This window comes from Microbacterium aquimaris (assembly GCF_039531285.1).
Lineage (GTDB): Bacteria > Actinomycetota > Actinomycetes > Actinomycetales > Microbacteriaceae > Microbacterium > Microbacterium aquimaris.
The window spans coordinates 267317-280148 of record NZ_BAAAPT010000001.1; the positions used below are offsets into that span (position 1 = coordinate 267317).

10 protein-coding genes are annotated in these 12832 nt (G+C 70.8%); 4 read left to right on the forward strand and 6 right to left on the reverse strand.

Annotation, left to right across the window (positions count from 1 at the left end; genetic code table 11):
• Positions 1–6: 6 nt before the first annotated feature.
• The gene (locus ABD204_RS01340; protein WP_194422930.1) at positions 7–1008 is read left to right on the forward strand and encodes an o-succinylbenzoate synthase; all 1002 of its coding nucleotides are present in this window, start codon (positions 7–9) and stop codon (positions 1006–1008) included.
• Here the strand turns inward: ABD204_RS01340 and ABD204_RS01345 are convergent.
• Positions 1001–1633, reverse strand: a complete 633-nt coding sequence (locus ABD204_RS01345) for a TetR/AcrR family transcriptional regulator (protein WP_194422931.1) — start codon at positions 1631–1633, stop codon at positions 1001–1003. The two genes, ABD204_RS01340 and ABD204_RS01345, sit on opposite strands and share 8 nt — an antisense overlap.
• A gap of 124 nt (positions 1634–1757) precedes the next feature.
• On the opposite strand from ABD204_RS01345, the gene ABD204_RS01350 reads away from it, so the two are divergent.
• The 3 genes from ABD204_RS01350 to adhP all read left to right on the forward strand — a co-directional run bounded on the left by ABD204_RS01350 (position 1758) and on the right by adhP (position 7917).
• Positions 1758–4523 (forward strand): MMPL family transporter, encoded by a 2766-nt coding sequence (locus ABD204_RS01350; protein ID WP_194422932.1) that lies wholly within the window; start codon positions 1758–1760, stop codon positions 4521–4523.
• Positions 4520–6613, forward strand: a complete 2094-nt coding sequence (locus ABD204_RS01355) for a YhgE/Pip domain-containing protein (protein ID WP_194422933.1) — start codon at positions 4520–4522, stop codon at positions 6611–6613. Before ABD204_RS01350 ends, ABD204_RS01355 begins: the two co-directional genes overlap by 4 nt.
• Before the next feature lie 293 nt (positions 6614–6906).
• Complete coding sequence (gene adhP, locus ABD204_RS01360; protein WP_194424166.1) at positions 6907–7917, forward strand: alcohol dehydrogenase AdhP; 1011 nt, start codon at positions 6907–6909, stop codon at positions 7915–7917.
• A gap of 60 nt (positions 7918–7977) precedes the next feature.
• On the opposite strand, the gene ccsB is transcribed toward adhP, so the two are convergent.
• From ccsB to ABD204_RS01385, 5 genes are read right to left on the reverse strand one after another with little or no spacing between them, the layout of a single operon-like run.
• Positions 7978–9006 (reverse strand): c-type cytochrome biogenesis protein CcsB, encoded by a 1029-nt coding sequence (gene ccsB / locus ABD204_RS01365; protein WP_194422934.1) that lies wholly within the window; start codon positions 9004–9006, stop codon positions 7978–7980.
• A gap of 4 nt (positions 9007–9010) precedes the next feature.
• Positions 9011–10756, reverse strand: a complete 1746-nt coding sequence (resB, locus tag ABD204_RS01370) for a cytochrome c biogenesis protein ResB (RefSeq protein WP_194422935.1) — start codon at positions 10754–10756, stop codon at positions 9011–9013.
• The gene (locus ABD204_RS01375) at positions 10737–11534 is read right to left on the reverse strand and encodes a cytochrome c biogenesis CcdA family protein (RefSeq protein ID WP_194424167.1); all 798 of its coding nucleotides are present in this window, start codon (positions 11532–11534) and stop codon (positions 10737–10739) included. Before ABD204_RS01375 ends, resB begins: the two co-directional genes overlap by 20 nt.
• Positions 11535–11557: 23 nt before the next feature.
• A complete protein-coding gene (locus tag ABD204_RS01380; RefSeq protein WP_194422936.1) occupies positions 11558–12184 on the reverse strand; it encodes a TlpA family protein disulfide reductase in 627 nt (208 codons plus the stop codon).
• Positions 12181–12810, reverse strand: a complete 630-nt coding sequence (locus tag ABD204_RS01385) for a histidine phosphatase family protein (RefSeq protein WP_194422937.1) — start codon at positions 12808–12810, stop codon at positions 12181–12183. The genes ABD204_RS01380 and ABD204_RS01385 overlap by 4 nt, the downstream gene beginning before the upstream one ends.
• Positions 12811–12832: the final 22 nt, after the last annotated feature.

Consider the following 12832-nt stretch of genomic DNA (forward strand, 5'->3'; position numbering starts at 1 on the left):
GAGGGCATGTCGATCACGCCCCTCCCGACACTCGATGACGTCCTGGCCACGGCTCGAGTCGTCTCCCTGCCACTGACCACCCGCTTCCGGGGCGTGCAGACCCGCGAAGCGGTTCTCTTCGAGGGCCCGGAGGGGTGGGCGGAGTTCTCCCCGTTCCTCGAGTACGTCGACGCGGAGGCCGCGACCTGGCTCGACGCCGCCCTCGACTTCGCGTGGCGGCCGCAGCCGCCCGCGGTGCGCGGGAGCATACCCGTCAACGCCACCGTCCCGGCGGTGGCCCCCGCAGAGGTCCGGGGGATCCTCGCCCGCTTCGACGGCTGCCGTACCGCCAAAGTGAAGGTCGCCGAGCGCGGACAGGTACTCGCCGACGACGTGTCCCGGGTGCGGGCCGTCCGCGAGGCGATGGGCCCCGAGGGGCGCATCCGCGTCGACGCCAACGGCGGCTGGAACCTCGACGAGGCCGAACACGCGGTGCACGCCCTCGCCGAGTTCGATCTCGAGTACGTCGAGCAGCCCTGCGCGCTGGTCGACGAGCTCGCCGAACTCCGCCGCCGCATCCGGTACCTCGGTATCCCGATCGCCGCCGACGAGAGCGTGCGGAAAGCGGAGGACCCGATCGCGGTGGTCGCCGCCGGAGCGGCGGACCTCGTCGTGGTGAAAGTCCAGCCGCTCGGCGGCGTCCGACGCGCACTGTCGATCGTCGCCGACGCCGGGGTGCCCGCCGTGGTCTCCAGCGCACTGGACACCTCGATCGGCCTCGGCATGGGGGCCTCGCTCGCCGCGAGCCTGCCGCAGCTGACGTTCGACTGCGGGCTGGGCACGGCTTCCCTGCTGGCCGCGGACGTGACCTCGAACCCCCTCACGGCCCGCGGCGGCGAGATCGCCGTGCGACGGATCACACCCGACGCGGCGCTCCTCGACGAGCATGCGGCACCGGAGGGGCGGCAGCGGTGGTGGTCCGACCGCCTCGCCCGCTGCCACGAGATGCTCCAGCGGCGGCTCAGCTGACCAGAAGCGCCGCCGCGATCGATCCCAGCTCGTCGCCGATGTGACGCCCGAGCTCCTCCGCACCCAGGCCGGCCATCACCCCGCGTACGGCCGCGGAATCCCACGAGGTGACCAGGATCCGAGCCACATCGCGCGTGGGGAGCCGGAAGCCCACCCCGCTCTGAGACGCCACATCGTCGAGTAACTGCGCGACGCTCGCACAGGTCGCCGCCTCCTGTTCGAGGTACGCCTCGGCCAGATCCGGGTCGCGCAGCGCGTGGATGCGGATCTCGTTGAACAACAAGACCCCGAAGCGGTCGTCCGGCGCGAGGCCCAGGACGTGGTTGACGATGTCGACGGCGTTACCGGGGGTGACGTCGAGGCGCCCTTCGGCTTCGAGGGCGGTGACCCGCTCGCGGACGCCGCGGACCCTCCGGTCTGCGACGAGGCCGACGAGGGCGAAGAACAGTTCTTCCTTCGAGGCGAAGTTGGAGTAGAACGCGCCGCGCGTGAACCCGGCGGCGTCGCAGATCGTCTCGACCGACGCCGCATCCATGCCGACCTCCGCGAACACCTCTGCCGCGGCGTCCAGCAGCTTCTGGCGCGTGGCCTCGCGTCTGCGCGAGATGGTCCCCGTGTCGCTCATGCGCTTCCTCCCCGCCGATTCTCACACGAGGCATCCAGGGAGTCGCATGAGAAGTTCATTACGATACGACGGAGCCGCCGATACAGAACTGTATCCATTTCCGCCCGACCGTCCCGGAGGACGCGTGTCCACTCTGCTCTTCAGCCTCGGCCGCTGGTCGTACCGCCACCCGTGGCGCGTGCTCGTCGCCTGGCTCCTCCTGCTCGTGGTCACCGCCGTCGGCGCGCTCACGTTCATGAAGGGGACCGACAACTCCTTCTCGATCCCCGGAACGGAGGCCGAGGAGGGGCTCGAGCAGCTGGATCGCACGTTCCCCCAGGCCAGCGGCACCAGCGCGCAGGTGTTCGTGGCCACGGGGTCGGCCGATGCCCGCGTGACCGACCCGCTGTACGCCGACGCCGTCGGTGCCGCCATCGAGGACTTCGAGGCACTCGACGGCGTCCTCGCCGTCACCGACCCGTTCGACGAGAACGTCTCCGGCCTCGTCTCCGACGACGACCGGGCCGCCATCATCCGCGTCCAGCTCGACGGCCAGCCCAGCACCCTGCCGAGCGGGACCACCGCCGCGCTCCAGCAGGTCGCCGACGACCTCGACGCCGCGCTGCCCGAGGAAGCAGAGGTCGTGCTCGGCGGCGATCTCTTCTCCGCCTCGATCCCCGCACTCTCCCCCGTCGAGGCGGTGGGTGTACTCATCGCCCTGTTCGTCCTGATCATCACCTTCCGCTCGATCGCGGTCGCATGGTTCCCCCTCGTGAGTGCACTCATCGGAGTCTCACTGTCGGTCGCCCTCATTTACGTCGCCACCGCCTTCGCGACCGTCTCATCGACGACGCCCATGCTCGCCGTGATGCTCGGCCTCGCGGTCGGCATCGACTACGCACTGTTCATCGTCGCGCGCCACCAGGACCAGGTGCGCGAGGGGATGGCCGTGGAGGAATCCGCAGCCCGCGCGACCGGCACCGCCGGCTCGGCGGTCGTCTTCGCCGGGGTCACGGTCCTCATCGCCCTCATCGGGCTGTCGTTCGCGAACATCCCGTTCCTGACCACCATGGGCGTCGCCGCGTCCGTCGCCGTCGCGATCGCCGTCCTCGTGGCCCTCACCCTCACCCCCGCGCTGCTCGGCTTCGCGAAAGGGCGGGTCGTGGGCTGGCCTCGCCGCGCGCGCCGCGTCCGCCGCGCACCGCACCGCGGGTTCGCCGAACGGTGGGTGCGCCTCGTGACCAGGCACCCCGTCATCACGACCGTCGCCGTCGTCGCGACCCTGGGCACCATGGCGATCCCGGCCGCGAGCCTCACGCTGGCCCTCCCCAACGCCGGCACGCAGCCGACCTCGAGTGAGGCGCGCCAGACGTACGACCTCACCGCCGAGTACTTCGGACCGGGCGAGAACGGTCCCCTCATCCTCACCGGCACCATCGTCACCTCCACCGACCCGGTCGGACTCATGGACGATCTGGCCGACGAGATCGCCGAGGTCCCCGGGGTCAAGGAGATCGCCGTCGCCACCCCCAACGAGACCGCCGACACCGGGCTCATCCAGGTCGTCCCGACCACCGCGCCCGACGCCCCCGAGACGGCCGACCTGGTGCGCGAGCTGCGCTCCCACCACGACGAGTGGCTCGACGAGTACGGGGTCGACCTCAAGGTCACCGGATTCACCGCGGTCGGCATCGACATCAGCGACCGGTTGGGCGCGGCGCTGATCCCGTTCGGGATCTTCGTGGTCGGCCTGTCGCTGATCCTCCTGACGATCGTGTTCCGCTCGATCTGGGTTCCGCTGAAGGCGGCCGCCGGCTACCTGCTGTCGGTCGCCGCGGCCTTCGGCGTCGTCGCGGCCGTATTCGAGTGGGGCTGGTTCGCCGACGCGCTGCACGTCACACGGGTCGGGCCCGTCATCAGCTTCATGCCCATCATCCTCATGGGCGTGCTGTTCGGCCTGGCGATGGACTATCAGGTCTTCCTGGTCTCGCGGATGCGCGAAGACTACGTCCACGCCCGTCGTGCCCGCCGGGGTCGAGCCGCCCGACTCACGGCCGTCGGCGCCGTGCGCACCGGATTCGTCTCGTCGGCACGTGTGGTCACCGCCGCCGCGGTGATCATGTTCGCCGTGTTCGCGGCGTTCGTGCCCGAAGGCGACTCCTCGATCAAGCCGATCGCGCTGGGGCTGGCCGTCGGCATCGCCGTCGACGCGTTCCTGGTGCGGATGACCCTCGTCCCGGCGGTCATGGCCCTCCTCGGGGACAAGGCGTGGTGGATCCCCCGGTGGCTGGACCGCATCCTCCCCCACTTCGACATCGAAGGAGAAGCCGTCGAGCGCGAGCGGGCGCTGGCCTCGTGGCCGGAACCGGACACGACCGCGGTCGCCGTCGCCGAGGACCTCGAGGTTCGCACCGACACCGGCGTCCTGTTCGGCGGTGCGACATTCCGCGCCGAAGCGGGTGACACGCTGCTGGTCACCGGCGACGCCGCGGCCGCGCGGGCCTTCGCCCTGACGATCGCCGGACGGCTGACACCGTCCGGCGGGCGACTCCGCGTCGCCGGGCACCTGTTGCCCGGACGCGCCGCCTGGGTGCGCGCACACGTCGGTCTCGCACTCCTCGGCGACGCCGACCAGCCGCTCGAGGCCCTGCGCTCGGCGGTTCGCGGCACGCGGCTCGTCGTCGTCGACGGCCTGGACCTGCTCGACCGCGCCGGGCGCGACCAGGCCGCAGCACTCCTCCGCGACGCCGCACGCGGTGCCGCCCCATCCGGTCCCCTCACCGTCGTGGCGACCGCGCGCACGGAAGGGCCCGTCCTCGCGGTGCTCTCCGACGCCCACCGTCCGGGCGTCCAGGCCCTGAGCCTGAGCGCCCACCCGACCCGCACCACCGCATCCGAGGTGAACGCATGACCCTTCCGATCGAACGCGCGCGCACCCGGCGCCCCGTGACCTGGCTGACCGTGATCGGCGCCCTTCTGCTTCCCGTGGTCATCGGCGCGATCCTGGTCGCGGCCTTCTACGACCCCGCCGAACGCCTCGACGGCGTCACGGCGGCGATCGTGAACGACGACGATCCGGTGACCATCGACGACCAGCTCGTGCCGCTGGGTCGCCAGCTCACAGCCGGCCTCGTCGAGGGCTCCGACGAGTTGCCGAGCAACCTCGACTGGACCATCACGAACGACGACGACGCCGCTTCGGGACTGGCCGACGGCACCTACACGGCCGTCGTCACGATCCCCTCGAACTTCTCGGCCGCCGCGACCTCCACGACCGGCGACGACCCCGAACGAGCCGTGATCGAGGTCACCACGGCGCCCGACAACCTCGTCGTCGACGACGCCATCACCGCGCAGATCACCTCCGCCGCCGCATCGGTCATGGGCCAGGAGCTGTCGGAGGTCTATCTCGAGAACGTGTTCCTCGGTTTCACCACGCTGGGCGACCAGCTCGGCGAGGCGGCCGACGGCGCCGATGAACTCGCCGACGGCGCCGACCAGCTCACCGAGGGAACGTCTCAGTACGTCGACGGCATCGACGAGCTCGCCTCCGGCACGCAGCCGCTGGCCACCGGCGCCGCGGCCCTCGCGCCGGGCATCGGCGAGATCGCCTCCGGAGCATCCGCCCTGTCCGCGGGCGGCTATGAGGCCGCCGACGGGATCGACGAGCTCGCCGGGGGCGCTGCCGCCCTGTCCACGGGCGCCTCCGACCTCGCCGGCGGACTGTCCTCCCTCGCCGACCTCACCGCCCAGATCCCCACGATCCCGCAGGGCGTCATCGACGCCGCCGACCGCGTGGCCGCGAACAGCGGCGAGATCGAACAGGTCGTCACCGGGTCCGCGGCGGCACTGACGGCCCTCGCCGACCAGTGCCGCGCAACCGGTGACACGGGTCAGATCTGCACCGAGATCATCGTCCTGGCCGACGAGGCGAACGCCGCGCTGCCGACGATCACCGAGATCCTCGACGACTCGGATGAGATCGCCGCCGGCCTCGCGCAGTTCCAGGACGCCGGACCGCAGCTGACGGCCGCCTTGGAGGCCTCCGCAGCCGGTGCCGACGAGATCGCCGCCGGCATCGACGGGATCGCCGGGGGCGCGACCGAAGCCGCCACCGGGGTCCGCGATATCGCCGGGGGCACGGCTGCGCTCGGCACCGGCGCCGCGGAGGCGGCCACCGGCGCCGCGCAGCTCGCCGACGGGATGCAGCAGGTGGCAGCCGGTGCACAGGCCGCCGCAGACGGGGGCACCGAGTTGGTGTCCGGTTCTCAGCAGACCGCCGAGGGCGCCGGCGAACTCGCCGCCGGGCTGCAGTCCGCCGTCGACGAGATCCCCACCTACACCGACGACGAGGCCCAGACGCTGGCGAGTGTCGTCGCCGACCCCGTGGAAGCCGACGGCATCGGAACCGACCTGTTCGGCGCCACGGCCATCCCGCTGCTCGCCGCACTGGCACTGTGGATCGGCGGCCTCGGCACCTTCGTCGCCCTCCAGGCGGTCACCGCCCACGCCCTGACCTCCCGATCGGCCTCGGCGCTGTTGGCCGTTCGCGCCCTCGCCCCGGGGGCGGCGATCGGCGCGGCGCAGGGGCTGCTGGTCGCCGGGGTCGTCCAGGTGGCGGCGGGCTACGATCTCGGCGAGTGGTCTGTCTTCGCCGGGATGTGCGTCGTCGCGGGAGTCGCGTTCGCCGCGGTGAACCAGGCACTGGTGGCCGTGTTCGGTGGTGCAGGACGATGGATCGCGGCGCTCGTGGCCGTGCTCACCGTCGCGGCGGGCATCGTCTCGACGGTCCCCGGCTGGCTCGGATCGCTGGCGGCCGCCATGCCGACCGCTCCCGCCTACAACGGCATGGTCGCCGCCTTGACCGGCCAGGGAAGCGTCGGTGCGGCCCTGGTCGGCCTGTCGGTCTGGGCCGCCCTCTCGGTGCTCGCCACCGTGATCGCCGTCGCCCGACACCGCTCCGCCTCCGCACCCGCGGTCGCCACCGCAACACCCGCGTAGACCGCACCACCGCGCCCACGGGTCACCGGAGGTCGACTCGTGGGCGGAGAGCAAGGTCCATCGCCCACCGAACCCGCGCCGAGGGCCCGCCCGACGCGTTCCCGCAGCGCCCGCCGGAGGGAGCGCCGAAGCGCCCTGCGGGAGCGGTTCCAGGCGCAACGGAATGCAACGTCCCGGGGAGTAGATTCGCGATCACGAGGCGGAATTCGGAACCGCCGAGATCGGAAGGAATCCTGATGACAACCCTCAGCCCCGGTGCCCCTGCGGTGAACGTCGAGGTCCCCACCGGCACCATGCGCGCGGCCGTCGTGACCGCACCCGATCAGCCGCTCAGCATCACCGAACGTCCGATCCCCACTCCCGGCCCGGGGGAGGTCCTCGTCAAGCTCATCACCACCGGTGTGTGCCACACCGATCTGCACGCGGTACGCGGGGACTGGCCGGTGGCCCCGAAAGCCGACCTCATCCCCGGGCACGAGGGCTACGGCACCGTGGTCGCCCTCGGTGACGGGGTCACCTCGCTCAGCATGGGCGACCGTGTCGGCAATGCCTGGCTGTGGACCGCCTGCGGCACGTGCGAGTACTGCCGCACCGGGTGGGAGACCCTGTGCGAGCAGCAGAAGAACGCCGGGTACTCGGTCGACGGCAGCTTCGGCGAGTACATGCTCGTCGACGAACGCTTCGCCGCCCGCATCCCCGAGGGAGTCGACCCGGTCGAAGTCGCGCCGATCCTGTGCGCCGGCGTCACCGTCTACAAGGGCCTGAAGATGACCGAGGTCAAGCCCGGACAGTGGGTCGTCATCTCGGGGATCGGCGGGCTCGGCCACATCGCGGTGCAGTACGCACGGGCGATGGGCATGCGCGTCGCGGCGGTCGACATCGACGACGCCAAACTCGACCTCGCGCGCCGGCACGGCGCCGAGGTGACCGTGAACGCGACCACGGACGATGTCGCCGCTGCCGTGCAGGAGCACACCGGCGGTGCCCACGGGGTGCTCGTCACCGCGGTGCACCCGAAGGCGTTCGGACAGGCTCTGGGCGTCGTGCGGCGCGGAGCGACGATCGTTTTCGTGGGGCTGCCCCCGGGCGATTTCCCCGCCGACATCTTCGACATCGTCCTGCGGGGCATCACGATCCGCGGTTCGATCGTCGGCACACGTCAGGACATGGTCGAAGCCCTCGACCTCTTCGCCCGCGGCGAGATCCACCCGACGGTCGCCACCGAGTCGCTCGATGACATCAACGACATCTTCGACCGGATGGAACGGGGCCAGATCGACGGCCGCATCGTCATGACCTACTGACGCTCGACACAGAAGACCCCCGGGGCCGGATCGGCCCGGGGGTCTTCTCGTGCGAGGACGTCAGGACAGGCCGCTGTAGGCGTGGAGGCCCTGGAAGAACATGTTCACGATCGTGAAGTTGAACAGCACCGCGACGAAGCCGATGATCGACAGCCACGCCGAGCGGGTGCCGCGCCATCCGCGCGTCGCACGCGCGTGGATGTACCCCGCGTAGAGCACCCAGATGACGAAGGTCCACACTTCCTTGGTGTCGAAGCCCCAGTAGCGCCCCCATGCGTCGTTGGCCCAGATGGCACCGGCGATGAGCGTGAAGGTCCAGAAGATGAAGCCGATGATCGCGAACCGGTAGGCGAGGGACTCCAGCGCCTCCGCGCTCGGAAGGGTGCGGAGGAACCCCGGCCCGGTCTTCACGAGCCGCCCCTCCTGCGCCTCGGCGACCTTGCGCTCGCGACGCGCCTGCAACAGCTGCACGATCGACAGGCCGAAGGCGAGGGCGAACAGCGCGGTCGCGAGCGAGGCGACGAACACGTGGATGACCAGCCACACCGACTTCAGCGGATCCATCAGCGGGACGACCTCGACGTAGAACGACAGCGTCGCGCCGCCGAGCAGCACGACCGCCAGGCCGGTGATGAAAGTCCCCAGGAAGCGCAGGTCGTATTTGACGAGAGCGGCCAGGTAGACCGCCACGACCAAGAGGAGGCCGGTCATCGCGAACTCGTACATGTTCGACCACGGCACGCGTTCGGCGGCGATGCCCCGCAGCACAGTGGCCCCGAGGTGGAACAGGAACGCCAGCACGGTCAGCGAGGTGCCGATGCGGGCCCACACCAGGCGGGGCCGCTTGCCGGGTGCCATCCCGATCTCGGCCCCGGCACGCTCCTCCCGGGCCCTCACGTCGGCGAGGCTCTCTCCACCGGCCGCGACCAGTTCGCGCTCGCGTGCGCGGGCGTCCTTCGCCTCGACGGCCAGCGCCGAACGGCTCGCCAGATCGATCGCGTAGGCGATGAACGCGAGCGCGTACACCGCGATGGCCGTCCAGACCAAGAGCACCGAGACGTCGTCGAGCGTGAGGGCGGTGTCGGACATGGCGTCAGTCTACTTTCGGTGTGTCGGAGGCAGGCAGGGTCGAGCTTGACTCCTGGGCGGACAGGCGTGGGCGTAGCGCCGCCTCGTGCGTCCGGGCGAGCTTGTCGACCGCGGCCGTCAGCGTGGGATCCTCACCCCGCGCAAGACCGGCGTACTCGAGCTCGACGGCGCCGTCCCGCGCGGTCGCGGTCACCCACATCCGCCGTCGGGGGACGAACAGCCCCGCCAGCAGCCCCAGGGTCGCCAGCACGGCGAAGGCGAGCACCCACGGCGCCCCGACGTCGCGATGGATCGAGAGCGAGACGAAGCGCTTCACCGACTGCTCGTATCCGTCGACGCCGGCCGGAGTCTCGTTCTCGAAGGTGACCGTGCCCAGTCCGTCGGGGAGCTCGGCGGTGTCGCCGGGCGCCAGCTCGAGAGCGGGCTCGTCGACACCCCGTCCGGCGAGCTGGGTCATGTCGGTCGGGTCGAGCGTGTACACCGAGCGGGGCGTGCCGTCGTCGATGCCGAGGTCACCGGCGTAGACGTTGATCGTGACGACCGGGTTCACCAGCGCGGGGTAGGCCGAGGTGAAGGCCCCGGAGGCCAACTCGAATTGCGTCGGGTAGAAGAACGCGGTCATCCCGAGCTGGTCCGGAAGCCCGTCGGGGACCTTGATCACCCCGAGGGAGGTCATGTTCGTGTCCTGCGGCAGGAAGGGCACCGACTCGGAGAAGACGACGTCGCCGTCGGCGTCTCGCACGGTGATCGTCGGGGCGTACCCGTTGCCCATGAGGTACACCCGGTCACCGTCGATGTCGACGGGGTGGTTCACGCGCACCGACTCCTCGGTGACCTCATCGCCGTTTCGGATCGTGAGGTTCGCCGAGAAGTCCCCGGCCTGCCCCGCCGCGTTCGACCCGGCCGGTTCGTAGGTCACCTCGAACTCATCCAGGGTGAGTGCGTAGGGGGTCAGTTCGTCGGTGTCGACGAACCGCCCCGGGTTGAACGAGGCGTAGTCCAGCATGGTGTTGACGAACGTGTCGCCTTCGACGATCACGCTCTGCCCCGTGTAGGTGAAGCCTCCCCCGACCCCGACCGCGATCAGCACGCCGACGAGCGCGCCGTGGAAGACCAGGTTGCCGGTCTCGCGGGCGTACCCGCGCTCGGCGGAGACCGACAGTCGTCCACCCGCGTCGTACCGCGCCACGCGGTAGCCCGCGCGACGCAGCTGCTCCCCGGCGAGGGAGACCGCCTCCTCCGCGGCCGCGGCGGGGTCGACCTCCGCTGCGACCTGCAGCCGCGCCGAGCGGTGGTCGTCCAGCCGGGCCAGTCGCGCGGGCGTCCTCGGCGGCTGTGCGCGCAGCGCCTTCGCGTGATGCTTGGTGCGCGGGATCACGCAGCCGATCAGCGAGACGAACAGCAGGATGTAGATCGCCGAGAACCACGGCGACGTATACACGTCGAACATGCTGAGGTCGTCGAGGATCGGTGCGAGATCGGGGTTGTCGGCGTAGTACTGGGTCACGCCGTTGGGGTCGGCGCTGCGCTGGGGCACGAGCGAACCCGGCACGGCGGCGATCGCGAGCAGGAGCAGCAGGACCAGCGCGGTGCGCATGGACGTCAGCTGCCGCCATCCCCACCGCAACCAACCCGTCACGCCCAGCGCGGGCTGCACCGCGTCGGATTCGCCACCGGGGGTGCCGGCGTAGTCGTCGGGGCGGAGGGTCCCCTCCCCCTCGGACGTCGGCTCAGAGCGGGAGCGGGACATTGACGAGCACCCCCTGGAGTCGGGTCATGAGAGAGGTCCACACCCCGGAGACCATCAGCACGCCGAGGGCGACCAGGAGCGCGCCCCCGATGATGTTGACGGTGCGGATGTGGCGGCGCAGGAACGCGACCGAGCGGGTCGCCCAGCCGAAACCGAGCGCGAGCAGAAGGAAGGGCAGCCCGAGTCCCAGCGAGTACGCCAACCCGAGGATGCCGGCCCGTACCGGGTCGCCCAGGTTCCAGGAGACCGAGATGATCGCGGCGAGGGTCGGTCCGATGCACGGCGTCCACCCGACGCCCATCGCCAATCCGAGCAGGGGTGCGCCGATGAGGCCCAGGTTGCCGCGCACCTGCGGATGCACGGTGCGTTGGGCGAAACCGAAGACGCCGATGAAGACGAGGCCGAGCAGGATGACCACGACCCCCAGGACGCGGGTGATCGGGTCCGCATATTGCAGGAAGAACCGGCCGAGGGTTCCGCCGAGGATGGTGACGGCCATGAACACCACGGTGAACCCCGCGATGAAGAGCATCACACCCAGCAGCAGTCGGCTTCGCGGTGTCGCCTCGACAGGAGAAACCTCGACCGGAGCGGCCGAGGATCCCGCGGTCGTGTCCGCCTTCCCCCGGATCTCCTGTCGTGTCGACGGAGGTGCGGGGCGGCGAGGGGCCGCGGCCCCGCCGAGGAACCCGAGGTAGCCCGGCACGAGGGGCAGCACGCACGGGGAGAGGAAGGACACCAGGCCCGCCAGCACGGCGACCGGGACGGCGAGCCACATGGCTCCGCCGAAGACGAGTTCGGTCACGAGGACTCCGCGAGCGCGTCGCTCACGAGCGTCTCGAGCACAGAGGCGTCCTGCAGCTGTCCGATGATGCGCGCCGCGACGCGGCCCTCGGTGTCCAGGACGAGGGTCGTGGGGGTGGCGCTGATGGGCGTCGCCTCGGCGAAGGCGAGTTTGACCTCCGGGGTGACCGACGCGAGCACACTCGGGTAGGTGATCTTGTAGGTCTCGGCGAACGCGAGCGCCGTTCCGGCCGAGTCGGTCGTGTTGATGCCCAGGAACGCCACGTCCTCACCCTCGAAGGAGGTGTACGCCTCTTCCAGCGCCGGCGCCTCGGCTCGGCACGGGCCGCAGGCGGCGTACCAGAAGTTCACGACGAGCACCTCGTCGTCGAAATCGGTGTCGCTGACGGTGCCGCCGGTGTCGAGTTCACCCGAGAACGCGACCGGCTCGCCGCGCTCGTCGGCCGGGATCTCCACGACGCGCAGCCCGTCGGCGGCGATGAAGCCCTTGTCGTCGCCCGCACGGTACTGCTCGGCGAGCGGATCATCGTTCGCGCATCCGGCGAGCACGCCTCCGACGACGGCGACGGTGAGCGCGGCGGCGACACGGCCGAGGGGTGACGCGCGGAACGGGCGGGAGCTCATACGGCGCCCACATCCACGGCGTCGGAGGTCTGCGCCGGTTCGGCGTACGAGACCTCGGTCCACAGTCCGTCGCGCATCTCGAAGGAGGTCACGCTCGACAGGGCGCAGCGACGGCGACGGGGGTCGTGCTGCGAGGGCTCCCCGGCCACGGCGAGGTGGGTCACCCAGATCGGCAACTGGTGGGAGACGATCACCGCGTCGGCGGAGTCGGTGCGCTTCCACGCGTCGGTCATCGCGGCGTTCATCCGCACGATGACTTCGGCGTACGGTTCCCCCCAACTGGGGATCGCGGGCTTGCGCAGGTGACGCCAGTTGAACGGGTTGATGAGGGCGATCTTCATCCGGCGCCCCTCGAACACGTTCGTCGGCTCGATCACCCGCTCATCGATTCGGGGGTCGACGCCGAAGAGGTCGGTGAACGGTTCCGACGACTCTCGTGTGCGCTGCAGCGGAGAACAGGTGAGCGAACCCACCTCGCGCCCCGATGCCTGCACCCACTCCGCGGCGGCGCGGGCCATGTCGCGTCCGGCGGAGCTCAGTCCGTAACCGGGCAGTCGTCCGTACAGCACGCCTCGGGGGTTGTGGACCTCCCCATGGCGCACGAGATGAAGGCGTTCGGCGGGCACCCGCCCAGTGTACGTGGGGGAC

Coding starts and splice junctions, on each gene's coding strand:
- ABD204_RS01340 (WP_194422930.1), top strand. CDS start 7: ATGTCGATCACGCCCCTCCCGACACTCGATGACGTCCTGGCCACGGCT.
- ABD204_RS01345 (WP_194422931.1), bottom strand. CDS start 1,633: ATGAGCGACACGGGGACCATCTCGCGCAGACGCGAGGCCACGCGCCAG.
- ABD204_RS01355 (WP_194422933.1), top strand. CDS start 4,520: ATGACCCTTCCGATCGAACGCGCGCGCACCCGGCGCCCCGTGACCTGG.
- adhP (WP_194424166.1), top strand. CDS start 6,907: ATGCGCGCGGCCGTCGTGACCGCACCCGATCAGCCGCTCAGCATCACC.
- ccsB (WP_194422934.1), bottom strand. CDS start 9,006: ATGTCCGACACCGCCCTCACGCTCGACGACGTCTCGGTGCTCTTGGTC.
- resB (WP_194422935.1), bottom strand. CDS start 10,756: ATGTCCCGCTCCCGCTCTGAGCCGACGTCCGAGGGGGAGGGGACCCTC.
- ABD204_RS01375 (WP_194424167.1), bottom strand. CDS start 11,534: ATGTGGCTCGCCGTCCCGGTCGCCGTGCTGGCGGGCCTGGTGTCCTTC.
- ABD204_RS01380 (WP_194422936.1), bottom strand. CDS start 12,184: ATGAGCTCCCGCCCGTTCCGCGCGTCACCCCTCGGCCGTGTCGCCGCC.